Genomic DNA, 25,254 nt, shown 5'->3' on the forward strand with positions numbered 1-25,254 from the left:
GCCGTACAGCGCCTCGACCTTGCGCGCGATGCCCTCGCGCAGCGCCGGCACGCCCGCGCTGACCAGTCGGCTGCCCCACGTCGGCACGACCATCTTCACCGTCATGTCCACCCTGGCGCAGGAGACCGGTGCCGTCAACCTGGGGCAGGGCTTTCCCGACTTCGACTGCGACCCCCGGCTGCCCCAGGCGGTGACCGCGGCCATGCAGGCCGGGCACAACCAGTATCCGCCGATGGCGGGCGTGCCGGCGCTGCGCGAGGGCATCGCGCGCAAGGTCGAGGCGCTGTACGGCCGCCGCTACGACCCCGGCACCGAGATCACGGTCACGGCAGGCGCCACCCAGGCCATCCTGACCGCCATCCTGGCGCTGGTCCACCCCGGGGACGAGGTGATCGTGCTGGAGCCGTGCTACGACAGCTATGTACCCAACATCGAGCTGGCCGGCGGTACGGTGGTGCGCGTGCCGCTCGTGCCCGGCACCTTCCGCCCGGACTTCGACCGCCTGGCCGCCGCCCTGAGCCCGCGCACGCGCGCCATCCTGATCAACACCCCGCACAACCCGAGCGGGACGGTCTGGGGCGCCGGCGACCTGCAGCGCCTGTACGACCTGGTGGCCAGCACGGACGTCTGGCTGATCGGCGACGAGGTCTATGAGCACATGGTCTACGACGGCCAGACGCACCAGAGTCTGGCCACGCACCCCGGACTGGCGGCGCGCGCGCTGATCGTCAGCAGCTTTGGCAAGACCTACCATGTGACCGGCTGGAAGGTGGGCTATGTACTGGCCCCGGCGGCGATGATGGCCGAGTTCCGCAAGGTGCACCAGTTCAACGTCTTTACGGTCAACACGCCGATGCAGCACGGGCTGGCGGCCTATCTGGCCGACCCGGCCCCCTACCTGGGGCTGAGCGCCTTCTACCAGGCCAAGCGCGACCGCTTCCGCGCCGGGCTGGCGCGCACCCGGTTCCGCCTGCTGCCGTGCGAGGGCACCTATTTCCAGTGCGTGGACTACAGCGCGCTGGCAGTCCCTGAGCGCGACCTGCCCGAAGCCGCTTTCTGCGAATGGCTGACGCGCGAGGTGGGCGTGGCCGCGATCCCGCTGTCGGCCTTCTATGGCGACGGGTTCGATCAGCGGGTGGTGCGCTTTTGCTTTGCCAAGCGCGACGCCACCCTGGACACCGCGCTGGAGCGGCTGGCCCGGCTGTGACGGGACCTTCCCTCAGCCGATCTGCGCCCAGACCTTGTCCAGCCGCTTGAGGCTGACCGGGTAGGGGGTGCGCAGCTCCTGCGCGAACAGGCTGACGCGCAGCTCCTCGAGCATCCAGCGCAGTTCCTGCAGGCGCTCGTCGAGCTGGCCCTTGCGTTCGGCCACCAGACGCCAGAAGCGCTGCTCGTGCGGGCGCAGCTCGGCCAGCCGCGCGGCATCGCGCGCCGGATCGGCGCGGCACTTGTCCAGCCGCAACTGCACCGCCTTCAGATAGCGCGGCAGATGGGTCAGCGCCTCCCACGGCGTGTCATGCAAAAACCGCTTGCCCACCAACCGCTGCAGGTGCTGTTGCTCGTCTGCCGCCGTGGCGGCCGGGGGCTTGCCGTCGCGCAACTTGCGCTGGGCGGCGGCCCACTCGGTGAGCACCTGCGCGGCCAGCCGCGCGACCTCGTGGGCGATCAGCACCAGACGCCCCCGCCCCTCCTGCAAGCGGCGCTCGAAGGACTCGCCATCGTGCGGCAACGGCGCCTGCAAAAAGGCGCGCTCGATGGCCACCTCCACGATCTGGGTGCGCAACTCGTCCTGCGTACCCAGCGGCATGTACAGCACGGCCATCTTCTGCCAATCCGGCAGGTTTTTGTCCAGCGCCTTGAGCGTGTCGCGCAACTGCAGCGCAAACAGCCGCCGCAGCCCCAGACGATGGTGGCGCGCGGCCAGCTCGGGCTCGTCGTAGACGGCCAGCGTCACGGCGTCGCCCGCGTCCAGCAGCGCCGGGTAGCCAATCAGTGTCTGGCGGCCCTGGCGGATTTCCATCATCTCCGGCCAGGGGCCGAAGGTCCAGCGGGTGTGGCGGGTGCTGGCGTCGGGCAGATCCGGCTGCGCGGGTGCAGCCTGGCGCTCCGGGGCCCGGTCGGCGGCCTGCACGGAGGGCTGGGCGGCAGACGACGAGGCGGACTCGGCGGGGACGGCGGCGCCGAGTTTGAGCGCCGCGAGCGCCTGGAAGGCGCCCCGCGCCTGCCCCCCCCACTCCGCCTTGAGGGCCGGCAGGTTGCGCCCCATGGCGAGCTGGCGGCCATGCTCATCCACGACCCGGATGTTCAAGAACAAATGGGCCGGCACCGTCTCGAGCTTGAAGTCGGTACGCTGCACCGGCAGACCCGTGCGCTCGCGCACCGCGGCCAGCACGGCATCGAGCAGGCTGCCCTGGGCCCAGCGCGCGGCCGCGAGCAGCGCCTCGGTCAGGCTCTGCGCCGTCTCGGGCAGCGGCACCAGCCGTGCGCGGGGCTTTTGCGGCAGGCTCTTGAGCAAGGCCAGCACCTTGTCCCGCAACATTCCCGGCACCAGCCACTCGGCGCGCTCGGCCGACACCTGGTTGAGGGCGAACAAGGGCACATCCACCGTCACGCCGTCGCGCGGGTCGCCCGGCTCGTGCAGGTAATGCGCCCGGCAATCCACCCCGCCCAGGCGCACCACGGGCGGAAAGGCCTGCGTGGTGATGCCTGCCGCCTCGTGGCGCATCAGCTCATCGCGGCTGAGCATCAGCAGCCGCGGCTGGGTGCGCGACGCCTCGCGCCACCAGCGCTCCAGATCGCGGCCCGTGCAGATGCCGGCCGGGATCTGGCTGTCGTAGAAGGCGTAGATCAGCGCATCGTCCACCAGCACATCCTGGCGCCGGGCCTTGTGCTCCAGCGCCTGCACCTCGCGCAGCACGCGGCGGTTGTGCGACCAGAAGGGCAGCCGGGTGTCCCAGGTGTCCTCGGTCAGCCCGGCGACCAGCGCCTCGCGGATGAAGACCTCGCGCGCGGCCGCGGGGTCGATGCGGCCATACGACACACGGCGCTGGCTGTACACCGTCAGGCCGTAGAGGGTGCCGCGCTCGTGGGCGACGACCTCGGCGCTGCGCTTTTCCCAGTGGGGATCGCCCACTTGGCGCTTGATCAGATGCGCGCCCACCTGCTCCAGCCACTGCGGCTCGATCGTCGCCAGCCCGCGGCCGTACAGGCGCGTGGTTTCCACCAGCTCGGCGCAGAGGATCCAGCGGCCGGGGCGCTTTTTCAGCCGCACCCCCGGGTGCGGCACGAACTTGATGCCGCGCGCGCCCAGATAGACGTCCTCCGACTCGTGCTTGCAGCCCACGTTGCCCAGCAGCCCCGCCAGCAGGCTCAGGTGGATCTGCTCGTAGGTGGCGGGCTGGGTGTTGGGCTTCCAGCCGTGCTCCGCGGCCACGGTGTGCAGCTGCTGGTGGATGTCGCGCCATTCGCGCAGGCGGCGCAGGTGGATGAAGCGCTCGCGCAGCAGCGCCTCGTACTGCCGGTTGGACAGCCGGTGCGTCGGGGCCTCGCCCGGCGCATGCACGCCGCCGCGCGCCTTCTCCAGCCAGTCCCAGAGCTTGAGGATGCCGACGAATTCGCTGCGCTCGTCGTCGAAGACCGCGTGCGCCTGGTCGGCCTTGGCCTGCGCCTCCAGGGGCCGCTCGCGCACGTCCTGCACGCTCAGGGCGCTGGCGATGACCAGCACCTCCGCCAAGGCCCCGCGGTCGCGCGCCGCCAGGATCATGCGCCCCACGCGCGGGTCCAACGGCAGCCGGGCCAGCTCGCGTCCCAAGGGGGTCAGCGCCAGGCCGTCGTCCAGCGCGCCCAGCTCCTGCAGCAGTTGGTAGCCGTCGGTGATGGCGCGGCGCGACGGCGCTTCCAGAAACGGAAACGCCTCCACGTCACCCAATCCCAGCGACTTCATGCGCAGAATGACGCCGGCCAGCGACGAGCGCAGGATCTCCGGGTCGGTATAGCGCGGCCGCGCGGCAAAATCCCGCTCATCGAACAGACGGATGCAAATGCCCTCGGCGACGCGGCCGCAGCGGCCCGCGCGCTGGTTGGCCGCGGCCTGGCTGATCGGCTCCACCAGCAGCTGCTCGACCTTGCTGCGCAGGCTGTAGCGCTTGACGCGCGCCAGCCCGGAGTCGATCACGTAGCGGATGCCCGGGACGGTGAGCGACGTCTCGGCCACGTTGGTGGCCAGCACGATGCGCCGCGCCCCGCTCGGGTGGAAGATGCGGCTCTGCTCCGCCGCGCTCAAGCGCGCGTACAGCGGCAGCACCTCGGTGCCGCGCAGCGCCGGCTGGTGGCTCAGGTGGCGGCGCAGATGGTCGGCGGCGTCGCGGATCTCGCGCTCGCCGGGCAGAAAGACCAGGATGTCGCCATCGTGCGCGCCGCCGCGCCACAGTTCGTCCACCGCGTCGGCGATCGCCTCATTCAAGCCGTAGTCGCGGCTTTCCTCGAACGGGCGCCAGCGGATTTCCACCGGGTAGGTGCGTCCGCTGACCTGGATGACCGGTGCGGGCCCGTTGGGCCCGGCAAAATGCTGCGCGAAGCGTTCGGCGTCGATCGTCGCCGAGGTGATGATGACCTTGAGGTCCGGGCGCTTGGGCAGCAGCTGCTTCAGATACCCGAGCAGGAAATCGATGTTGAGGCTGCGCTCGTGCGCCTCGTCGATGATCAGCGTGTCGTAGGCGCGCAGCAGGGGGTCGCGCTGCGTCTCGGCCAGCAGGATGCCGTCGGTCATCAGCTTGATCGCCGCGCCCGGCTGCAGCCGGTCGTGGAAGCGGATCTGATAGCCGACCAGCGCGCCGAGCTCGGTCTGCGTCTCTTCCGCGATGCGCGCCGCGACCGACGTGGCCGCCAGCCGTCGCGGCTGGGTGTGGCCGATCAGCGGTCGCCGCCGCCGCGTCGCCCCGTCCCCCGCGCGCCAGTCCACGCCGCCGCCACGCCCCATCGCCAGCGCGATCTTGGGCAGCTGCGTCGTCTTGCCCGAGCCGGTCTCCCCGCTGACGATGACGACCGGGTGCGCGCGCAGCGCGGCCTCGATCTCGTCGCGCCGGGCGGACACCGGCAGCGATTCCGGAAACGCGATCACCGGCGCCCGCGCCGGCTGGTGGCACACTTCGTTTTGCGGCATGACCGCGCGATTATCCCGATCCCGACCGCTCCCCACGCCGCCACCGGCGGCCGCCTGCTGCCCACCCGATGTCCACCGTCTTCAATTTCACCTTCGTGCCCTGGTTCCGGTCGGTGGCACCGTACATCCACAAGTTCCGCAACCAGACCTTCGTGGTCGGCGTGCCGGGCGAGGCCATCGCCGCCGGCAAGCTGCCCAACCTGGTGCAGGACCTCGCGCTCATCCAGAGCATGGGCGTGCGCATCGTGCTGGTGCACGGCTTTCGCCCGCAGGTCAACGAGCAGTTGCGCGCCAAGGGGCACGAAGCCCGCTACCACCGCGGCATCCGCATCACCGACTCGGTGGCACTGGACAGCGCCCAAGAGGCCGCGGGCCAACTGCGCTACGAGATCGAGGCCGCCTTCAGCATGGGGCTGCCCAACACGCCCATGGCGGGCGCCACCGTGCGCGTCATCTCGGGCAACTTCATCACCGCGCGGCCGGTGGGCATCGTCGATGGCATCGATTTTCAGCACTCGGGGCTGGTGCGCAAGGTGGACGCCGTCGGCATCGTGCGCGCGCTGGACATGGGGGCGCTGGTGCTGCTGTCGCCCTTCGGCTTCTCGCCCACGGGCGAGGCGTTCAACCTCAGCATGGAGGAGGTGGCCACCAGCGTCGCGGTGGCGCTGCAGGCCGACAAGCTCATCTTCGTCACCGAGATCCCCGGCATCCGCGTGCGGCCGTTCGATCCGCCAGGCGACGACAACCCCATCGACACCGAGCTGCCGCTGGCCGACGCCGAGCGCATCCTGGCCGAGGGGCCGCAGCCCGCGCAGCCCACCGACCCGGGCTTTTATCTGCAGTACTGCGTGCGGGCCTGCAAGGGGGGCGTGGAGCGCAGCCACATCATCCCCTTTGCCGTGGACGGCTCGCTGCTGCTGGAGGTGTATGTGCACGACGGCATCGGCACCATGGTCGTGGACGAGAAGCTGGAGAGCCTGCGCGAGGCCAACGCCGACGACGTGGGCGGCATCCTGCAACTGATCGAACCGTTCGAGAAAGACGGCACGCTGGTCAAGCGCAGCCGCACCGAGATCGAACGCGACATCGCCAACTACACCATCATCGAGCACGATGGCGTGATCTTTGGCTGCGCGGCACTCTACCCCTACCCCGAGGCCCGCACCGGCGAGATGGCTTCGCTGACCGTCTCGCCGCAGGCGCAGGGCCAGGGCGACGGCGAAAAACTGCTCAAGCGCATCGAGCAGCGCGCGCGGCTGATGGGGCTGGAGAGCATCTTCGTGCTCACCACCCGCACCATGCACTGGTTCCTCAAACGGGGCTTTCAGCCCGTGCCGCCCGATTGGCTGCCCGAGGCGCGCAAGCGCAAATACAACTGGGACCGGCGCAGCCAGGTGCTGGTCAAGCGCCTGGGTTGAGGCGGCCCCCGCCCGTCACATGACGCGGTGCGGGCCGCCGCGGGCGGCCTCGTCCTGGCGCGTCTTCCACAGCGAGTACAGCACGCCTCCGGCGATCAGGCCCAAGGTCACCGACAGCGAAACCACCGCCGGGATCTTGCCCACGATGCCGACCAGGAAAATCTTCGCCCCGATGAACACCAGCACCAGCGCCAGCGCGTACTTGAGGTAGTAGAAGCGGTGGATCATCGCCGCCAGCGCAAAGTACAGCGCCCGCAGGCCCAGGATCGCAAAGATGTTGCTGGTGTAGACGATGAACGGGTCGGTGGTGATGGCAAAGATGGCCGGCACCGAGTCGACGGCGAAGATCAGGTCGGCCGTCTCCACCAGCACCAGCGCCAGCAACAGCGGCGTCGCCCACAGCACGGGCTGCCCCGTCGCGGGGTGCGGCTCGCGCACCACGAAGGCGTTGCCGCGCAGGCCATCCGTCACGCGCATGCGCCGGCGCAGAAACTTCAGCAACGGGTTGTTGGCGATGTCCGGCTCCTCATCCGCCGCAAACCACATCTTCACACCCGTGATGACCAAAAAGCCGCCGAACACGTACAGGATCCACGCGAACTCCTGGACCAGCGCCGCGCCCAGACCGATCATCAGCGCACGCAGAACGATCACGCCCAAAATGCCCCAGAACAGCACCCGGTGCTGGTACAGGCGCGGAATGCCCAGAAAGCCAAAGATCAGCGCGATCACGAAGACGTTGTCCATGGACAGCGACTTCTCGATCAAAAAGCCGGTGTAGTACGCCATGCCGCTGTCGGCACCCAGGTACCACCACACCCAGGTGCCGAACAGCAGGCCCGCGGTGATGTAACCCGCCGACAGCAGCAGGCTTTCGCGCACGCCAATCTCGCGCTGCTCGCGATGCAGCACGCCCAGGTCAAAGACCAGCAAGGCGATGACGATGCCGATGAACACCGCCCAGATCCAGGCGGGTTTGCCCATGAAATCGGCGGCCCCAAAAGCAAGCAAAGCGTCCATACGGTGGTCGGATATTCCTGAAAAGCCTCGATTATGCGGACACCGACGTCCGAAAAAAATACCGACGATACGGATAATCGGTTCGAAAAAACCGAAACGTCAGATGCTCAACTACCGCCACCTGTACTACTTTTGGATGGTCGCGCGCGAAGGCGGCTTTGCCCGCGCGGCCGAGCGCCTGGACATGGCGGTGCAGACGGTCAGCGCCCAGGTGCGCGAGCTGGAACGGGCGCTGGGCCACCAGCTCCTGCGCCCGGCCGGCCGCACCGTGGCCCTGACCGACGCCGGCCGGGCCGCCTTTGCGCGGGCGGACGAGATTTTTCGCATCGGCAGCAGCCTGCCCCAGGCCGTGCGCGAAGCAGCCAGCCGCCCGGCGCTGCGCCTGGCCGTGGGGCTGTCCGACGGCCTGTCCAAACTGGCGGCGCACGCGCTGTTGCAGCCGCTGCTGGATGCGCCCGATCTGCACCTCGTCTGCCACGAAGGCGAACCTGCCGCCTTACTCGCGGAACTGGCGCTGCACCGCCTGGACCTGGTGCTGACCGGCCAGCCAGCGACGCCGTTGCCCACCTTTGCCGTGGACAGCGAGCGCCTGGCCAGCTCACCCGTGGACTGGTACGGTCCGGCGACGCTGGTCACGCCCGACGCCCGGCGCGGCTTTCCCCACGCGCTGCAGGGGCTGCCCGTGCTGCTGCCGACCGCGCATTCGCCGCTGCGCCCGCTGCTGGATCGCTGGCTGGACGAGCACGGCCTGTGCCCCCGGGTGGCCGGGGAGTTCGAGGACAGCGCCCTGATGGCCGTGTTTGCCGCGCGCGGGCTGGGGGTCTTTCCCGCCAGCCGCCTGGGCCTGGACAGCGACGGGCCGCTGCCCGGACTGCTGCCGCTGGGCGCGTGCGCGGGCGTGCGGGAAGACATCCACGCCATCCTGAGCCGGCGCATGCGCCAGCACCCGCTGGTGCAACGGCTGCTGCAGCATGCCGCCAGCCCCCCTTAACGGCATCCCGAAAAAACGAAACCGCCTCCGTGGGAGGCGGCTCGGTGGCAGCCGGGTTACGGCCCGGCGTGCCCGATCGCTCAGGCGCCGGCATGCTTGCCGACGCGCGACGACATCACTGCTTCTGCTCGGCCGGCTTTTCCTCGCCAGCGGGCTGCTGCGCGGGTTGCTGAGCCTGGTCGCCAGCGGGCTGCTGGGCGTTGTCGGCGGGCGCCGCAGCGGGGGCCGGGGCCGGAGCGGCCGCCGGGGCGGGCGCGGGTGCAGGAGCTTCTTCCTTCTTGCCGCAGGCAGCCAGGCTGGTGGCGGCGATCAAAGCAGCGATCAGAGCGGTCTTGTTCATGTGAGGTCGATTCCGAATCGGGGGGACACCGGGAGTCCGTGTTGCACAACCGTCGCCCCGCCGGCACGGGGACGACCTGTGGTCCGTGTGCGCCAACCGCGCGAGCGGCTGTGCACCAAACGTATTCATTATGTAACCAACCCAGGGTTTACCCTTGTAAGCAATCGTAACGTTTGCTACCGAAGTTGTCTGCCGCGCCCATCAGGACACCGCATGCAGCCAGCCGGCCTCGAACCACTGCGCCAGCACGGCGCGGGCATCGTCGCTGGCGCGCCGCACCTCGTCGGCCGGCAGCTCGCGCGCATCGGCCAGCCGGCGCATCAAGCGGGCGTCGCGCCCGCGTGCGATCAGCGCCTCGCCATTGATGAAGACATGGTGCTCGTCGTACGCCATGCGGGTGCGCCGGTCCAGCACGACGGCGCCCGGCGTCCACGGGACTTCGGCCGGCTCGAACCACACGCGCGGCTTGGGTTCGGTCAACACCTCGCCCAGGGCGCAGGCCAGCGCCCGCTCGTCCGCCACCAGGCGCTGCAACCCCTCGCGCGCAAAAGCCTGCAGGGCCGCCGGGATGCGCGCGGGCTCGGTCGTAGCGGGCTGGCGGGGGTCGCGGTACAGGGCCTCGTCCTCGTGCTCGTCGGCCAGCCGCTGCACCAGCTCGGCCGCCAGCCCTCCGCGCTGCGGCACCCGGAATCCGATGGAATACGTCATGCAGTCGTCGCCCTCGGCCACCCCGTCGTGGGCCCAGCGCGGCGGCAGATAGAGCATGTCACCGGGCTCCAGCACCCACTCCTGTTCGGGCTCGAAGCGCTGCAGAATCTTGCACGGCAGATCGGGCCGCAACGCCAGATCCCGCTGCCGGCCGATGCGCCAGCGGCGCCGCCCGCTGGCCTGCAGCAAAAAGACGTCGTAGCTGTCGTAGTGCGGCCCCACCCCGCCGCCGTCGCTGGCCCAGGAGATCATCACATCGTCCAGCCGGACGTCGGGCACGAAGCGAAAGCGCTGCATCAGCGCATGCACCCCGTCGTGGTGCAGGTCCACGCCCTGCACCAGCAGCGTCCAGCCCGGGCGCCGCAGCGGCGGCAGCGCGCGCTCGCCCCGCCGCGCACGGGGATCGAACGGCCCGTGCCGCAGCCGCCAGGTGTGGGCTGGGTCGCCGGCGTCGGGGTGCTGTTCGACCACGCGCGACTCCACGTCCTCGCGCGCGGCCAGCGCAAACAGCTCGGCGCGCGACAGCAGCGGGCGGAAGCCCGCCACCGCCTGCCGGATCAGCAGCGGGCGGCGCTGCCAGTGGCGCTGCATGAACTGCTCGGGCGTCAGCCCGCCGAGCAGCGGGGTCGGCTCGGACGGCTGGGGCCGGGGGAACGGAAAGGCGCTGGAGGGCGTGGGTCGTCTCATGGGACAATTGTCCGATGAAAATCGCACCCCCCTGCGTGGCCAGCCTGAGCTGGACCCTGAAGGACACCTTGGGCGACGTGCTCGACGCCTCGGACGAGCCGGTGGAGTTTTTGGTCGGCGGCCGCGACCTGCTGGCCAGCATCAAGCAGGCCCTGGTCGGCCGTGGCCCGGGCGACCGCGTGGAGCTGCACCTGGAGCCGAAGGACGCCTTTGGCGACTTCGACGACCAGTTGATCTATCTGGAGCCGCGCTCGGCCTTCCCGGCCGAGCTGGAGGTGGGCATGGCCTTCGAGGGGCTGCCCCCGGGTTGCACGCCGGACGCACCGCGCGACCGGCTGTATTTCGTCAGCGAAATCTACCCCGAGCACGTGGTGCTGGACGCCAACCACCCCCTGGCGGGCATGGCCCTGCGGCTGACGCTGCGGGTGCACGACGTGCGCGAGGCGACGGTGGACGAGGTCGGCCGCGGCAGCACCGGCACGGGCTTTTTCCAGGTGCATTTGCGCGACTGACGGCGCAATCCACTGCGCGGCTGAACGCCCTGCACCCCGGGCCCGGAACGGGGAACGATCACGCGCGGCCGGTGGAGCCGTAGCCGCCCTCGCCGCGCGCCGTCGCCTCGGCAAATGCCTCGACCACACGGAACTGCGCCTGCACCACCGGCACGATGACGAGCTGCGCAATGCGCTCCAACGGCTCGATGGTGAACGGCACGGGACTGCGGTTCCAGGCGCTGACCATGAGCTGCCCCTGGTAGTCGCTGTCGATCAGCCCGACCAGATTGCCCAGCACCAGACCGTGTTTGTGGCCCAGACCGGAGCGCGGCAGGATCAGCGCCGCGTAGCCGGGGTCGGCCAAATGGATGGCCAGCCCCGTGGGCACCAGTTGCCAGGCGTTGGGCGCCAGCGTCAGCGGGGCATCCAAGCAGGCGCGCAGGTCCAGCCCGGCGCTGCCCGGTGTGGCGTAGGCGGGCGGCTGTGCGTGCAGCCGGGGATCGAGGATCTTGACGTCGACGTGCATGGGGATGGCATGCGCGGGGCGGCACCGGCCTCGGGCCGCCCCGGCGGGGTCACTGCTGGGCCTTCTTGGCGGCTTCCTCGAGCGCCTTGATGGGGTCGATCTCCTCGCCCTGATCGCTCGGGGCGGATTCCTCCTGCCCCTCGTCGGGGTTGGCCTCTTCGTCATCGCCCCAGGGCGAGGCGCCATCGCCACCCAGCTGGTCGAGCTTTTCCATCACGGCGGCGTCGTCCACCCCCGTCTTGGGGCCCAGGTGGTCGATGACCAGCCCGGGGAAAGCCATGATGGCGGCCACCATGATGAGCTGCAGCACGATGAAGGCGATCGAGCCCTTGTAGATCTGCGCCGTGGTCACCGCGGGGATGCGCTGCTTGGTCACGCGGTCCGTGTAGTCCTCGCGTGCGGCGACACTGCGCAGGTAGAACAGTGCGAAACCGAACGGCGGCGTCAGGAACGAGGTCTGCAGGTTCATCGCGATGATCACACCGAACCAGATCAGGTCGATGCCCATCTTGTCGGCCACCGGCGCCAGCAGCGGGATCACGATGAAGGCGATCTCGAAGAAGTCGATGAACATGCCGAGGATGAACACCAGCAGGTTCACGACGATCAGGAACCCGAGCGCGCCACCCGGCAGCTTGTCGAACAGGTGCTCGACCCAGATGTGACCGTCGGCCGCGTTGAAAGTGAAACTGAACACCGTGGAGCCGATCAGGATGAACATCACGAAGATGGTCAGCTTGGTGGCGTTCTCCATCGCCTGCTTCAGCAGCGACATCGACAAGCGACCGCGCGAAGCCGCCATGATCAGTGCGCCGACCGCGCCCATCGCACCGCCTTCCGTCGGCGTGGCAATACCCAGGAAGATGGTCCCCAACACCAGGAAGATCAGGATCAGCGGCGGAATCAGCACGAAGGTGAACTGCTGCGCCAACCGCGACAGCAGACCCAGCCGCGCCACGCGGTTGACGATCGCCGCAGCCAACGCGAAGAACGACGCGATGGCGATGGTGAAAATCACCCGCTCATCGCCCGGTGCAGGTCCGTCACGGCCCGTCAAGGGATTGACGACCGCCTCGTGGTTCTGCCACCAGAGATAGCCGGCCACGGCCGAGAGGGCCAGCAGGGCAAACAGCGAGCGGTGACCGCTGGCGCCGTTGGGCTCGTTGTAGACACGCGCCTCGGGCGGCAGCGGCGGCACCCACGACGGCCGCACGATGGCCACACCGGCGATGAACACCAGATACAACCCGACCAGTAGCAGGCCCGGGATCAGCGCGCCGGCATACATGTCCCCGACCGAGCGGCCCAGTTGGTCGGCCAACACGATCAGCACCAGCGACGGCGGAATGGCCTGCGCCAGCGTGCCCGAGGCGGTGATGGTGCCGGTGGCGATGGTGCGGTTGTAGCCGTAGCGCAGCATGATGGGCAGGGAGATCAAGCCCATCGAGATGACGGCCGCGGCCACGACGCCGGTGGTGGCTGCCAGCAGGGCACCGACCAGCACCACGGCCACCGCCAGCCCGCCGCGCACCGGGCCAAACACCTGTCCGACGGTCTCCAGCAGATCCTCGGCCATGCCGCTGCGCTCCAGGATGATGCCCATGAGCGTGAAGAACGGGATGGCCAGCAGCGTGTCGTTTTGCATGATGCCGAACACGCGCAGCGGCAGCGCCTGAAACAGCGTGTCCGCAAACAGGCCGATCTCCATGCCAATAAAGCCGAAGAACAGCCCTGTCGCCGCCAGCCCGAAGGCCACGGGGAAGCCGCTCAGCAGAAAGACCAGCAGCCCGGCGAACATCACCGGGACGAAGTTGTTGGTGAGGAATTCGACCATGGTCGTCTCGTCGCTCAGTGTTGGCGGGCCGCGGCGGCGACCTCTTCTTCATGGCGCTTCTCGGCCTCGGCGATGTCCTTGGCGAGCTGCTGCGCCTCGCTCGGGCCCGTATGCGCCAGCACGTCGGGGCCGTGCCCGGTGAGGAAGGCGATGCGCTTGATCAACTCGCTCACGCTCTGCAGAAACAGGATGACGAAGCCCACCGGGATGAGCAGATAGACCGGCCAGCGAATCAGCCCCCCGGCGTTGGACGACATCTCACCGGACTGCCAGGCGCGCTCGAACAGCGGCCAGCCCAGCACCACCATCATGTAGCACAGCGGCAGGACGAAGACGAGGATGCCGACGATGTCGACCCAGTTGCGGGCACGGTCGGAAAAGCGGCTGGACACGAAGTCGATGCGCACATGGGCATTGCGCAAAAACGCGTACCCGCCACCGAGCAGAAAGACCGCCGCGAACAGATACCACTGGATCTCGAGGAAGGCGTTGGAGCTGAGGTCGAACGCCTTGCGCGAGACGGCATTGGCGGCACTGATCAACGTGGTCAAGAGGATCAGCCACATGCCGAGCTTGCCGATGCGGTCGCTGATGGCATCGATCAGCCGAGAGAAGGTGAGCAGCGCTTGCATTCCTATCCCCTGGTTCAGGGTCCCGAACGAGAAAGCCGGGCAGTATACCGACCAACCGGCACGGCCCGCAGGGCGTGCCGGTGCCGCCCGGCACCACACCCAACGGTCACCCACAAAAAACCCCGCTTGCGCGGGGCTGGGGATGACCGCCCTCGTCGATTACAGCTTGGTGCCCTGCATGTAGCGGTCGAACGCCGCTTCCGGCAGGCGGAACCACAGGTTCTGGTCGCGACGGAAAGCCGCGTAGTCGCTGTAGATCTTCTTCCAGTTGGGGTTGGAGTTGCTCAGCTCGTCGTACAGCGCCATGGCCTGCTTGAAGGCCTCGTCCATCACCGTCTTCGGGAACGGCGCCACTTTGGTGCCAGCCGCGACCAGACGCTTGAGGGCCGCCGGGTTGCGCACGTCGTAGCGGGCCTGCATTTCGGCGTGGGCATAGGCCGCCGCCGACTCGACCATGGCCTTGTATTCGGCCGACAGGTCGTTGTAGGCCTTCTTGTTGATGTAGAAGTCGACCTGGGCGCCGCCCTCCCAGAAGCCCGGGTAGTAGTAGTTCTTGGCGACTTTGTTGAAACCCAGCTTCTCGTCGTCGTACGGCCCGATCCATTCGCAGGCGTCGATCGTGCCCTTTTCCAGCGCTTGGTAGATCTCGCCACCCGGAATGTTTTGCGACACGGCGCCCATGCGGCCCAGCACCTTGCCCGCGAAGCCGCCCATGCGGAACTTCAGGCCCTTGAAGTCGGCGGGGCCTTTGATTTCCTTGCGGAACCACCCGCCCATCTGGGCACCGGTGTTGCCGCCAGGGAAGTTGACGATGTTGTACTGGTCGTAGAACTCACGGAACAGCTTCAGGCCGTTGCCTTCGTAGTACCAGGCGGTCAGCTGACGGCTGTTCAGGCCGAACGGAATGGCTGTGCCGATGGCGAAAGTGTCATCTTTGCCAAAGTAGTAATACGCGCACGTGTGACCCGCCTCCACCGTGCCTTGCTGCACCGCGTCCACCACGCCCAAGGCGGGCACCAGTTCACCCGGAGCATGCACCGTCACCTGGAACTTGCCACCGGACATCTCGCCGATCTTCTTGGCGAACACGTCGGCCGCGCCGTGGATGGTGTCCAGCGACTTGGGAAAGCTGGAGGTCAGGCGCCAGCGGATCGTGGCCTGGGCATGCACCGCGGGGGCTGCGGCGGCCGCCAGGATGCCGGCCACGCCGGCGTGCTTGATGACGGAACGACGATCCATGTAGGGAGACTCCTTGTGAATGGGTTGATGCCGCCACCAGCTCACGGGACTCACGGGAGATTCGGAACCGGTCAGCACTGCGGACAGGAATATAGTGGAGGCCCACCGGCGACGACGGGGGTGTTTACCCTGAGAGCGGGGTTTTCGCGGGGAATTTTGAATTTATTTCAAACGTCAAACAAATCGTCTCACGCCCCACGCTTGTGCACACGGGCCGCACATTGGCCGTTCAGGCGGCGGGATGCACCACTTCGAGCACCGGCCGGGCCACCAGATGCGCACCGAAACGGTCGCGCACGCTGCGCTCGATCCCGGCCGCATCCAGCCCCAGCCGCGCCAGCAACAGCGCCGGGTCGCCGTGCTCGATGAAGCGATCGGGCAGGCCGAGCGGCAACACCGGCCGCAGCACGCCTTCGGCGGCGAGCAGCTCCATCACCGCGGCCCCGGCACCGCCGGCGATGGCGCCCTCCTCCACCGTGACCAGCGCCTCGTGGTCGCGCGCCAACGCCAACACCAGGTCGCGGTCCAGGGGTTTGGCCCAGCGCATGTTGGCCACCGTCGCGCCCAGCGCCTCGGCTGCCTGCAGCGCCGGGTGCAGCAGGGTCCCGAAGGCCAGGATCGCCACCCCCCGGCCCCGTCGGCGCACCTCGCCCCGGCCGTAGGGCAGTGCCTGCGGCTCGCGCGGCAGGGCCGCGCCCACGCCCGCGCCGCGCGGGTAGCGCACCGCCACGGGATGCGGCTGTTCGTAGGCCGTGGTCAGCAGCTGGTAGCACTCCGCCTCGTCCGACGGACACGCGATGGCGACGTTGGGGATGCAGCGCAGGAACGGAATGTCGTACGCGCCGCAGTGGGTCGGACCGTCGGCACCGACGATGCCGGCACGGTCCAGCGCAAACACGACGGGCAAATTTTGCAGCGCCACGTCGTGGATGGCCTGGTCGTAGGCGCGCTGCAAAAAGGTGGAATAGATCGCCACCACGGGCTTGAGGCCCTCGCAGGCCAGCCCTGCGGCAAAGGTCACCGCATGCTGCTCGGCAATGCCGACGTCGTAATAACGGTCCGGAAAACGCCGGTGGAACTCCACCATGCCCGAGCCCTCGCGCATCGCGGGCGTGATGCCGATGAGCCGCTTGTCGCGCTCGGCCATGTCGCACAGCCACTGGCCGAACACGGCGCTGAAGGTGGGCTTGGGCGGCTGCGCCGGGGGGACGACGCCGACCTGCGGGTCGAACTTGCCCGGGCCGTGGTAGGTGATCGGGTCGGCCTCGGCCAGCTTGTAGCCCTGCCCCTTCTTGGTGACCACGTGCAGGAACTGCGGGCCCGCGCCGTCGTCGAGCAGGCGGCGGATGTTCTCCAGCGTGGGCACCAGCGATTCGAGGTCGTGCCCGTCGATGGGGCCGATGTAGTTGAAGCCGAACTTCTCGAACAGCGTCGCGGGCACGACCATGCCCTTGGCGTGCTCCTCGAAACGGCGGGCAAACTCCAGCAGCGGCGGGGCCACGCTGAGCACCTGCCGACCGACGCTGCGCGCCGCCGCGTAAAACCGCCCGCTCATGAGCTGCGCCAGATACCGGTTGAGCGCACCGACCGGCGGGCTGATCGACATGTCGTTGTCGTTGAGCACGACCAGCAGCGGGGCCTTGGTGACGCCCGCGTTGTTGAGCGCCTCGAACGCCATGCCGGCGGTCATGGCCCCGTCGCCGATCACCGCCACCGCGCGCCGGCGCTCGCCCTTGGCCTGGGCGGCCAGCGCCATACCCAGCGCGGCGGAGATGCTGGTGGACGAGTGCGCGGTGCCGAAGGCGTCGTACTCGCTTTCGCTGCGCACCGGAAAACCGCTGATGCCGCCGAGCTGGCGCAGGGTGTGCATGCGCTCGCGCCGGCGGGTCAAAATCTTGTGCGGATAGGTCTGGTGGCCGACATCCCACACCAGCCGGTCGTGCGGCGTGTCGAACACATAGTGCAGCGCGACCGTCAGCTCCACCGTCCCCAGGTTGGAGCTGAAGTGCCCGCCGGTGCGCGCCACGCTTTGCACCAGAAACTCGCGCAGCTCATCGGCCAGCGGTCGCAACTGGGGACGCGCCAGCCGGCGCAGATCGGCCGGCGAGTCGATGGACGAGAGCAATCCGTTCATGGCTATCCCCCTGTCGAAGCCGTCAATACCGGCGCTGCGCCACCCACCGCGCCAGCGCCGCCAGGCGTTGCGTCGGCTGTGCCGGCATGTCGTGCAAGGCCTGCAGGGCCTGCGCCAGCAGCGCCTGCGCATAGGCCCGCGCCGGCTCGACGCCCAGCAGCGAAACGAACGTGGGTTTATCGGCGGCGGCGTCCTTGCCCGCCGTCTTGCCCAGCGTGGCGGAGTCGGCCGTGGCATCGAGCACATCGTCGATCACCTGGAAGGCCAGGCCGAGTGCCCGGCCATAGCGGTCCAGCGCCGCCAGCACGGCGCCTGCCCCCCCGGCCGCCAACGCCCCCATGCGCACGCTGGCCAGCAACAGCGCACCCGTCTTGCGGCGGTGCATGTCCTCCAGCGCCGGCTGGTCCAGGCGCTGCCCGACCCCGGCCAGATCGATGGCCTGCCCGCCCGCCATGCCCGCCGCGCCGGACGCCACGGCCAGCTCCCGCGTCAGCGCCACGGCCAGCGCGGGCCGTGCCTGCGCCCAGGGCGGCGCGACCAGCCACTCGAAGGCCAGCGCCTGCAGCGCATCCCCCGCCAGCAAGGCCTGGGCCTCGCCGTAGCGCACATGGACGGTCGGCTTGCCCCGCCGCAGGACATCGTCGTCCATGCAAGGCAGGTCGTCGTGCACCAGCGAATAGGCGTGGATGAGCTCGACCGCCCCCGCCACCGACCACACGGGGGCGTCCACCGCCGGGTCGACATCGCCGGACACCGCCTCCCAGGCCGCCAGGGCCAGCAGCGGGCGCAACCGCTTGCCCCCGTCCAGCACGGCATACCGCATGGCATCGCCGAGCCCGGCCGGCGCATCGGCGGGCAGGTGCGCGTCCAAAAACGCCTCCATCTGCTCCAGGCGCCGCGCCATCCACTCCCCCAATCCGGCCGCGGGCGCGGCCGGCAGCGCCACGTCCGTCATGCCCCGGGCTCCCACGGCCGGGTCTGCTGGCCATCCACCACGCGGATCTGTTGCTCGACCGCCTCCAGCCGCGAGCGGCAATACGCCAGCAGGGCCGAGGCGCGCTGGTACGCCCCGAGCAAATCGTCCAGCGGCATTTGCCCGGACTCCAGCCGCGCCAGCAGGGCTTCGAGCTCCTGCACCGCCGCCTCGTAGGTGCTGGGCAGCGGCTCGGGGGCCGCGTCGCTGTCGGCAACGGCGGGGGAGGATTTGGCGCGTGGCATATCGGGATCCGTTGCGTCGGGGCGCGTCATGGGGGAGTGACGCCGTTTTTTGATCCGGCTCAAAAAGCCAATCATTGTAGTGGGTTGCCCCGCCGACGGGGGTGGGGGTAGAATCCGCCGTCCCCCGCGGCCTGGATATGTCCAGACTGGCGGGGGACAGTGCTTTCACCCCACAAGGAGGTGTGTTTCCCCAACCCCGCGCCGAACCGTCCCCACGTTTCTGTAGCGCTTGTACGCCCCGTCATCGGGGGAGTCTGAGGTCAGGATCATCATGTCCGATTTGAGTCTTCCATTGCAGCAGGCGAAAAGCCAACTGCCGGTGTCCGTGTATTTCGACGAGGCGCTGTTCCGGCGCGAGCTGGAGACGATCTTTCAGTCCGGGCCCCGCTACGTGGGGCACGCCAATGCGGTTCCAAACGTCGGGGATTATTTTGCGCTGCCGCAGGAGGGTGAGGGCCGCGCGCTGGTGCGCACCGAGCGCGGCGTGGAGCTGGTCAGCAACGTCTGCCGCCACCGGCAGGCCGTGATGCTCAAAGGCCGCGGCAACCTCAACCACGAGGGCCAGGCGCACGCGGGCGGGCACATCGTCTGCCCGCTGCACCGCTGGACCTACAGCGGCGGCCTGGGCCAGAACCTGCCCACGGGCACGCTGATCGGGGCGCCCCACTTCGCGCAGGATCCGTGCCTGAACCTGCAGCGCTGGAAGCTGCGCGAATGGAACGGCCTGCTGTTCGAGGACAACGGCCGCGACATCGCCGCCGACCTGCGCGCGATGCAGGTGGCCGATGTGTTCAACTTCGACGGCATGGTGCTCGGCCACGTCGAGCTGCACGAGTGCAACTACAACTGGAAGACCTTCATCGAGGTCTATCTGGAGGACTACCACGTCGTGCCTTTCCACCCGGGGCTGGGCAATTTCGTCACCTGCGACGATCTGCGCTGGCAGTTTGCACCCGAGTTTTCGGTGCAGACCGTGGGCGTGCAAAACCTGGCCGCGAAGGCCGGCAGCCCGGTGTACGAACGCTGGCACGAGGTGCTGATGCGCCACCGCGAGGGCCGCCTGCCCGAGCACGGCGCGGTGTGGCTGACCTACTACCCGCACATCATGGTCGAGTGGTATCCGCACGTGCTGACGGTCTCCACGCTGCACCCGATCGCGGTGGACAAGACGCTCAACCTGGTGGAGTTCTACTATCCGGAAGAGATCGCCGCCTTCGAGCCCGAGTTCATGGAAGCGCAGCGCGCCGCCTACATGGAGACGGCCATCGAAGACGACGAAATCGCCGAGCGCATGGACGCCGGCCGCAAGGCGCTGCTGCAGCGCGGCACCAGCGAGGTCGGCCCCTACCAGAGCCCGATGGAAGACGGCATGCAGCACTTCCACGAGTGGTACCGGGCCCGCATGGGGATGCCGGTCGGCGGCGCCGGAGGCTGACCCCCTGCGCCACGATTCCGCCAAGGCCGCCGGGGCCGCCAGGACCACGACGGTCGGCTCCCCCCCGGCCGCGCCCCCGCGCCGCGAGCGCCCCGCCCAGGCCCTGTGGATGGTCGTGGGCGCGTTCCTGTTCGCCTCCATGGGGGTGTGCATCAAGTTCGCGTCCAGCCACTTCCACAGCTTCGAGGTGGTGGGCTACCGAGGCCTGATCGGCATGCTCTTTTTGCTGGTGCTGACGCGTTCGCGCGGGGTGTCGCTCGCGACGCGCGTGCCGATGATGCACCTGTGGCGCACCATCGTCGGCACCGCCTCGCTGCTGGCGTGGTTCTACGCCATCGCGCAATTGCCGCTGGCCACCGCGATGACGCTCAACTACATGAGCAGCGTGTGGGTGGCGGCCTTCCTGCTCGGCGGCGCATTGCTGCTGCAGCGCGGCAGCCAGCCGCTGCGGGACCAGACGCCGCTGTTCCTGACAGTGCTGGTGGGTTTTGGCGGGGTGGCGCTGGTGCTGCGGCCCACCTTCGACGGGACGGCGGCACTGGGGGGCCTGTCCGGCTTGCTGTCCGGGCTGACGTCGGCGCTGGCCTATCTGCAGGTCGCCGCCTTGTCCCGCGCGGGCGAGCCGGAGAGCCGGACGGTGTTCTACTTCTCGGTGGGGGCGACGCTGGTCGGCTTTGCGGGCACGGCCGTGATCGGGCCCAGCCCGCTCGCCACGCCCCAGGCCCTGTGGCTGATACCCATCGGGCTGCTGGCGGTGCTGGGGCAGTTGTGCATGACGCGCGCCTACGCCAGCGGGGCGACGCTGGTCGTGGCCAACCTGCAATACTTTGGCATTGCCTTTGCCGCACTGTACGGCTTGGCGGTGTTTGGCGACCGCCTGCCGCTGACCGGCTGGCTGGGCATGGCGCTGATCGTCGCGAGCGGCATTGCGGCCACCTTTTTGCGCGAACGCGCCGTCCCCAAGCTGCCGGCCGAGGAACACGCATGACCACCGATCTGCCCTTCCCCCTCATCGATGCCGCCACCCTGCGCGAGCGGCTGGCGCACGGCCCCACGACGCGGGTGTTCGACTGCAGCTTCGACCTGGCCGACCCGACGGCGGGGCGAGCCCAGTACCGGGCCGGGCACATCCCCGGGGCGCGGTATGTGCACCTGGACGACGACCTGAGCGCCAGAGCGGACGACGAGGCGCCTGCCGCCAGCGGCGGGCGCCACCCCCTGCCCGCGCGCGAGGTGTTCGCCCGGCGACTGCGCGCCTGGGGCCTGAACCGGGACGAGGCCGTGGTGGTCTACGACCGCCAGGGCGGCATGGTGTGCGGGCGCTTGTGGTGGATGCTGCGCTGGTGCGGGCATGCGCCGGTCGCCGTGCTGGACGGGGGCTGGGCGGCCTGGGTGGCGGCGGGCGGTGCCGTCGAAACCGGCGACGCCGCCCCTACAACGGCCGGGGACTTTGCCCTCGGCCCAGAGTTGGTGGCTCTGCGCCGCGCCGACGAGGTGGCGGCCGCCCTCGGCACGCCCGGGCAGACGCTGATCGATGCCCGCGCCACGCCGCGCCACCGCGGGGAGGTGGAGCCGCTGGACCCCGTGGCGGGCCACATCCCGGGGGCGCTGAACCGGCCGTTCACCGAAAACTTCGACGCCGACGGCCGCTACAAAGCCCCCGACCGTCTGCGGGCGGAATTCGACGCCTTGCTGGCGGGGCGCGATCCGGCCACGGTGGTGCACCACTGCGGCAGTGGGGTCAGTGCCGTCCCGAATGTGCTGGCGATGACGATCGCGGGACTGGGCACGCCGCCCCTGTTTGCCGGCAGTTGGAGCGAGTGGTGCAACACGCCGGGCCTGCCCTGCGCCCGGTCGTGCTGAAGGACGCGGCCCCAGGCGCGGGGACGCTGGGCCGTCAGCCCAACGCGGCCCAGTCCGGCTCGGGCAGCGCTTCGGCCTCGGGCCGCGCGATCAGATAACCCTGGAACAGCGCCACGCCCATGGCGCGGAGCTGGTCGTACTCCGCGCGGGTTTCCACCCCCTCGGCAATCACCTGCACCCCCAGGGCGGCACAGGTGCCCAGCACGCCGCCGACGATGGCCTGCCGGGCCCGGTTGCGGTCGATGCCGCGCACCAGCGCCATGTCCAGCTTGACCAACTGGGGCTGGAACTCCGCCAGCAGATTCAGCCCCGAGTAGCCGGCGCCGAAGTCGTCGATGGCCGTCAAAAAGCCCCGGTCCTGGTAATCGCGCACGATGGACAGCGCGTGCTGCGGATCGCGGATTTTCTCCGCCTCCGTCATCTCGAAAATGAGGCGCTGGGGGTCGAAGCCGACCTTGTGCGCCGCGGCCAGCGTCAGCCGGATGCAGGTGGCCGGCTCGTAAACCGCGTTGGGCAAAAAATTGATCGACAGGCGCGTTTGCATGCCCAGGCGCTGGGCGGTGTCGATCGCCAGCACCCGGCAGGTCTGATCGAACCCGTACATCTGGTCGGGCCCGACGTTGGCCAACACCTGCCCGGCAGAACGCCCATCGGCCCCCCGGACCAGGGCCTCGTAGGCAAAAACTTCGCGCCGCGCCACGTCGACGATCGGCTGAAACGCCATGCGCAGCTCGCCCGCGTATTCGCCAGAGCCCCGGCACCGCACGCAGCCCGCGACGTCGCCCGGCGCCCCCTGAAAGAACCGCTGAAGGTAGGTTTCGGCATGCATGGGGGCATCATACGACGCCGTGTCGCGCCAACCAATCGAGGCAGCGCTTCCAGCCATCCTCGGCGGCTGCCTGGCGGTAGCTGGGGCGGTAGTCGGCGTGGAAGGCGTGCGGCGCATCGGGATAGACCACGAAGGTGGAGGCCCGCGCCGCCGGGCTGCCCTGCGCCAGGGCGGCCTGCATGCGCTCGACCGAAGCCAGCGGGATACCCGTGTCGGCCCCGCCGTAGAGCCCGAGCACGGGCGCTTTCAGCTCCCCCACCCGATCGATCGGATGCTGGGGCTGCAGGGGCGTGCGCTCGCCCTCCAGGCGGCCGTACCAGGCCACGGCGGCCTTCAGGCGCGGGCTGTGCGCGGCATACAGCCACGTCTGGCGCCCGCCCCAGCAAAACCCGGTGACGGCAGCCTTCGACAGATCTCCGCCATGGGCGCCCGCCCACACCAGACAGGCGTCCAGGTCGCGCGCCACCTGCGCATCGGGCACCTGGGAGACGACCTCGGCGATCAGCCGCGCCATCTCGCCATAGCTCTGGGGGTCCCCCTGGCGCACGAACAGCTCCGGCGCCAGCGCCAGGTAGCCCGCCCGCGCAAAGCGCCGGGCCGTGTCGGCAATGTACTCGTGGACGCCAAAAATCTCGGACAGCACCAGCACGACGGGCAGGCCCGTGCGCCCGGCGGGTGCGGCGCGGTAGACGGGAATGTGCTCGCCACCCACCGGCACCTGCACCTCACCGGCCACCAGCCCGTCGGCCGGCGTCTTGATGGCAGCCGACGCGACGATGGGGGCCGCGGCCGCGGCATACCCCACGCCCAGCGCACCGCGCAGGACGGCCCGCCGTGGCACACCCGCGCCGGGACGGGCGTCGAGCAGGGCACGCAGATCGCGTTCGTGGTCGGCAGGGGTGTCGGTGACGGGCATGGCATGGCCTCCAAAACGATACGTGCGGCGCGAGGGTTTGACGCAGGTCAGAATCGGCGCCTGGGCCTTCGATATCCTGACAGTGCTATTGTCTGGTCTGGCCGCCACGCATCGGCGCACGGGGGATAACCCGGGTGCAAAGCGGGTTTTGCGGCCCATCCGGCTCGGCCTCCCCCTGACTCACCCATCCATGAACGCTTTGCTGAACCGTCTGCGCCTGACCCAGCGGGTCTTTGCCGTCATCGTCGGCTATCTGGTCGTGCTCGCCCTCGTGGTCAGTGCCGGGCTGTGGGGGCTGTACACGGCCAAGACCAGCCTGCGCGAGGTGCATGCCCACCGCATGGCGATCAGCGAAGCACTGGCCACGCTGCTGCGCAACTACTACGACAACCGCTTGCACATCCTCTTGGCGTTCCAGCACGCGCCGGACAGCCCAACCCGCGCGCTGCATGACCATCCCACGTCGATGCACTTGGACGTGGTGAAACAGCAACGTGAATCGAACAACCAGGCGCTGAAAACCATCGAATCGATGCTGCCGCAGATGGACGACGAGGAGCAGCGCCTCTATCAAGCCGTGATGGACGCGCGCAAGGCCTGGCAGGCCAAGCGCGACCAGGCGCTGGAGGCCCTTCGGGCCGAGAACTTTGGCGCCGAGGTCATGCAGGCCTTTCTGGTGGCCGGCCGCACCGAAGGCGCGGCGTTCGAAGCCGCGATGCAAAAGCTCCGCGATCTGCAGCACCGGCGCGCCGACGAGGAAGCGAATGCCGCCGAGCGGCGCTACCACTTCAACCTGGCGCTGGTGGTGGCGGTGCTGTTGCTGGGTGCGCTGCCCATGACGGTGCTGATGGTGGCGACCCAGCGGCGCATGTCCAAGGGTTTTCGCATCGCCGACGAGACGGCCACCGCAATCGCGGCGGGCGACCTGTCGCGCGCCATCGTCCCCGACGGCCGCGACGAGATCGCCCATGTGCTGCAACAACTGGAGCAGATGCGCCAGGGGCTGCGCGAACTGATCGGCAATGTGGTGTCGGCCGCGGACAGCATCGCCAGTGCCGCCAGCCAGGTCGCCAGCGGCACACTGGACCTGTCGCAGCGCACCGAGCAGCAGGCCAGCTCGCTGGAGCAGACCGCGTCGGCCACCGAGCAGCTCAACAGCACCGTGCACCAGAACGCGGCCAATGCGCGGCAGGCGGACGACATGGCCGAAAAGGCGTCGGCCATCGCCGAGCGCGGCGGGGACGTGGTACGCCAGGTGGTGCAGACCATGAACGACATCAACGAGTCGTCGCAGCGCATCGCCAACATCATCGGCGTGATCGACGGCATCGCGTTCCAGACCAACATCCTGGCGCTCAACGCCGCGGTGGAAGCCGCGCGCGCCGGCGAGGCCGGGCGCGGCTTTGCCGTCGTGGCCTCCGAGGTGCGCAATCTGGCCAGCCGCAGCGCCGAGGCCGCGCGCGAAATCAAGGCCTTGATCAGCGACTCGGTGACCAAGGTGGGGACAGGCAAGGACCAGGTCGATGCCGCCGGCGCGACGATGGCCGAGATCGTCCACAGCATCGAGCGCGTCACGGAGCTGATGCGCCAGATCGCCACCTCCAGCGCCGAGCAGGCGGATGGGCTGGGGCAAATCAACCAGGCCGTCGCGCTCATGGACGGGGTGACGCAGCAAAACGCCGCCTTGGTGGAAGAGGCATCGGCCGCCGCGGCTGCCCTGCGCGAGCAAGCGCAGCAACTGACGCAGCAGGTGGGGCGCTTCCGCCTGCGTTGAGAGGGGACGGATGCGGGTCGGGATCTGGTAGGCTG

21 protein-coding genes are annotated in these 25,254 nt (G+C 69.3%); 8 read left to right on the top strand and 13 right to left on the bottom strand.

From position 1 onward, the window contains the following. Nucleotides 1–28 precede the first annotated feature (28 nt). Nucleotides 29–1,207: a pyridoxal phosphate-dependent aminotransferase gene (locus Tfont_RS01150; protein WP_143968210.1), complete on the top strand. Its 1,179-nt coding sequence runs from the start codon at nucleotides 29–31 to the stop codon at nucleotides 1,205–1,207. 12 nt (nucleotides 1,208–1,219) lie between these two features. Here Tfont_RS01150 and hrpA read toward each other — a convergent pair whose 3' ends face one another. Continuing rightward, complete coding sequence (hrpA, locus tag Tfont_RS01155; RefSeq protein WP_143968152.1) at nucleotides 1,220–5,161, bottom strand: ATP-dependent RNA helicase HrpA; 3,942 nt, start codon at nucleotides 5,159–5,161, stop codon at nucleotides 1,220–1,222. 68 nt (nucleotides 5,162–5,229) lie between these two features. Between hrpA and argA the strand changes: the two genes are divergently transcribed. Continuing rightward, the gene (argA, locus tag Tfont_RS01160) at nucleotides 5,230–6,579 is read left to right on the top strand and encodes an amino-acid N-acetyltransferase (protein ID WP_143968153.1); all 1,350 of its coding nucleotides are present in this window, start codon (nucleotides 5,230–5,232) and stop codon (nucleotides 6,577–6,579) included. 15 nt (nucleotides 6,580–6,594) lie between these two features. Here argA and Tfont_RS01165 read toward each other — a convergent pair whose 3' ends face one another. Beyond that, a complete protein-coding gene (locus Tfont_RS01165; RefSeq protein WP_143968154.1) occupies nucleotides 6,595–7,599 on the bottom strand; it encodes a TerC family protein in 1,005 nt (334 codons plus the stop codon). Between the two features lie 103 nt (nucleotides 7,600–7,702). On the opposite strand from Tfont_RS01165, the gene Tfont_RS01170 reads away from it, so the two are divergent. Further along, nucleotides 7,703–8,590 carry a LysR family transcriptional regulator gene (locus tag Tfont_RS01170; RefSeq protein WP_068609264.1) on the top strand — a complete coding sequence of 296 codons (888 nt, stop codon included), beginning with the start codon at nucleotides 7,703–7,705 and terminating at the stop codon, nucleotides 8,588–8,590. A gap of 115 nt (nucleotides 8,591–8,705) precedes the next feature. On the opposite strand, the gene Tfont_RS01175 is transcribed toward Tfont_RS01170, so the two are convergent. Both Tfont_RS01175 and Tfont_RS01180 read right to left on the bottom strand, forming a co-directional pair. Beyond that, nucleotides 8,706–8,930, bottom strand: coding sequence for a hypothetical protein (locus Tfont_RS01175; protein WP_143968155.1), 225 nt, complete (start codon nucleotides 8,928–8,930; stop codon nucleotides 8,706–8,708). Between the two features lie 201 nt (nucleotides 8,931–9,131). Beyond that, a complete protein-coding gene (locus tag Tfont_RS01180; RefSeq protein WP_143968156.1) occupies nucleotides 9,132–10,325 on the bottom strand; it encodes a JmjC domain-containing protein in 1,194 nt (397 codons plus the stop codon). Nucleotides 10,326–10,339: 14 nt separating this feature from the next. On the opposite strand from Tfont_RS01180, the gene Tfont_RS01185 reads away from it, so the two are divergent. After that, nucleotides 10,340–10,837, top strand: coding sequence for an FKBP-type peptidyl-prolyl cis-trans isomerase (locus tag Tfont_RS01185; RefSeq protein WP_143968157.1), 498 nt, complete (start codon nucleotides 10,340–10,342; stop codon nucleotides 10,835–10,837). A gap of 58 nt (nucleotides 10,838–10,895) precedes the next feature. On the opposite strand, the gene dut is transcribed toward Tfont_RS01185, so the two are convergent. The 7 genes from dut to xseB all read right to left on the bottom strand — a co-directional run bounded on the left by dut (nucleotide 10,896) and on the right by xseB (nucleotide 18,402). Beyond that, entirely contained in the window at nucleotides 10,896–11,345 is a 450-nt protein-coding gene (gene dut, locus Tfont_RS01190; RefSeq protein ID WP_068609258.1) for a dUTP diphosphatase, read from the bottom strand. 49 nt (nucleotides 11,346–11,394) lie between these two features. Beyond that, nucleotides 11,395–13,179 carry a TRAP transporter large permease gene (locus Tfont_RS01195; RefSeq protein WP_143968158.1) on the bottom strand — a complete coding sequence of 595 codons (1,785 nt, stop codon included), beginning with the start codon at nucleotides 13,177–13,179 and terminating at the stop codon, nucleotides 11,395–11,397. Nucleotides 13,180–13,193: 14 nt separating this feature from the next. Beyond that, a complete protein-coding gene (locus Tfont_RS01200) occupies nucleotides 13,194–13,811 on the bottom strand; it encodes a TRAP transporter small permease subunit (RefSeq protein WP_068609254.1) in 618 nt (205 codons plus the stop codon). A gap of 159 nt (nucleotides 13,812–13,970) precedes the next feature. Continuing rightward, a complete protein-coding gene (locus tag Tfont_RS01205) occupies nucleotides 13,971–15,050 on the bottom strand; it encodes a TRAP transporter substrate-binding protein (RefSeq protein WP_143968159.1) in 1,080 nt (359 codons plus the stop codon). Nucleotides 15,051–15,279: 229 nt separating this feature from the next. Further along, nucleotides 15,280–17,184 (bottom strand): 1-deoxy-D-xylulose-5-phosphate synthase, encoded by a 1,905-nt coding sequence (dxs, locus tag Tfont_RS01210; RefSeq protein WP_143968160.1) that lies wholly within the window; start codon nucleotides 17,182–17,184, stop codon nucleotides 15,280–15,282. 22 nt (nucleotides 17,185–17,206) lie between these two features. Beyond that, nucleotides 17,207–18,139, bottom strand: coding sequence for a polyprenyl synthetase family protein (locus Tfont_RS01215; protein WP_143968161.1), 933 nt, complete (start codon nucleotides 18,137–18,139; stop codon nucleotides 17,207–17,209). Beyond that, the gene (gene xseB / locus Tfont_RS01220) at nucleotides 18,136–18,402 is read right to left on the bottom strand and encodes an exodeoxyribonuclease VII small subunit (protein ID WP_068609246.1); all 267 of its coding nucleotides are present in this window, start codon (nucleotides 18,400–18,402) and stop codon (nucleotides 18,136–18,138) included. The genes Tfont_RS01215 and xseB overlap by 4 nt, the downstream gene beginning before the upstream one ends. 271 nt (nucleotides 18,403–18,673) lie before the next feature. On the opposite strand from xseB, the gene Tfont_RS01225 reads away from it, so the two are divergent. From Tfont_RS01225 to Tfont_RS01235, 3 genes are all read left to right on the top strand, one after another. Further along, nucleotides 18,674–19,837, top strand: coding sequence for an aromatic ring-hydroxylating oxygenase subunit alpha (locus Tfont_RS01225; protein WP_143968162.1), 1,164 nt, complete (start codon nucleotides 18,674–18,676; stop codon nucleotides 19,835–19,837). A gap of 109 nt (nucleotides 19,838–19,946) precedes the next feature. After that, entirely contained in the window at nucleotides 19,947–20,825 is an 879-nt protein-coding gene (locus Tfont_RS01230; protein WP_143968163.1) for a DMT family transporter, read from the top strand. Beyond that, a complete protein-coding gene (locus tag Tfont_RS01235) occupies nucleotides 20,822–21,700 on the top strand; it encodes a sulfurtransferase (protein WP_143968164.1) in 879 nt (292 codons plus the stop codon). The genes Tfont_RS01230 and Tfont_RS01235 overlap by 4 nt, the downstream gene beginning before the upstream one ends. Before the next feature lie 34 nt (nucleotides 21,701–21,734). On the opposite strand, the gene Tfont_RS01240 is transcribed toward Tfont_RS01235, so the two are convergent. Both Tfont_RS01240 and Tfont_RS01245 read right to left on the bottom strand, forming a co-directional pair. Beyond that, on the bottom strand, nucleotides 21,735–22,529 hold the full coding sequence (locus tag Tfont_RS01240) for an EAL domain-containing protein (RefSeq protein WP_260682225.1): 795 nt from the start codon (nucleotides 22,527–22,529) through the stop codon (nucleotides 21,735–21,737). 7 nt (nucleotides 22,530–22,536) lie between these two features. Further along, nucleotides 22,537–23,445 carry a dienelactone hydrolase family protein gene (locus Tfont_RS01245; RefSeq protein ID WP_143968165.1) on the bottom strand — a complete coding sequence of 303 codons (909 nt, stop codon included), beginning with the start codon at nucleotides 23,443–23,445 and terminating at the stop codon, nucleotides 22,537–22,539. A gap of 190 nt (nucleotides 23,446–23,635) precedes the next feature. On the opposite strand from Tfont_RS01245, the gene Tfont_RS14940 reads away from it, so the two are divergent. Beyond that, on the top strand, nucleotides 23,636–25,219 hold the full coding sequence (locus Tfont_RS14940; RefSeq protein ID WP_143968166.1) for a methyl-accepting chemotaxis protein: 1,584 nt from the start codon (nucleotides 23,636–23,638) through the stop codon (nucleotides 25,217–25,219). Nucleotides 25,220–25,254 lie beyond the last annotated feature (35 nt).

Source organism: Tepidimonas fonticaldi, assembly GCF_007556755.1.
Lineage (GTDB): Bacteria > Pseudomonadota > Gammaproteobacteria > Burkholderiales > Burkholderiaceae_C > Tepidimonas > Tepidimonas fonticaldi.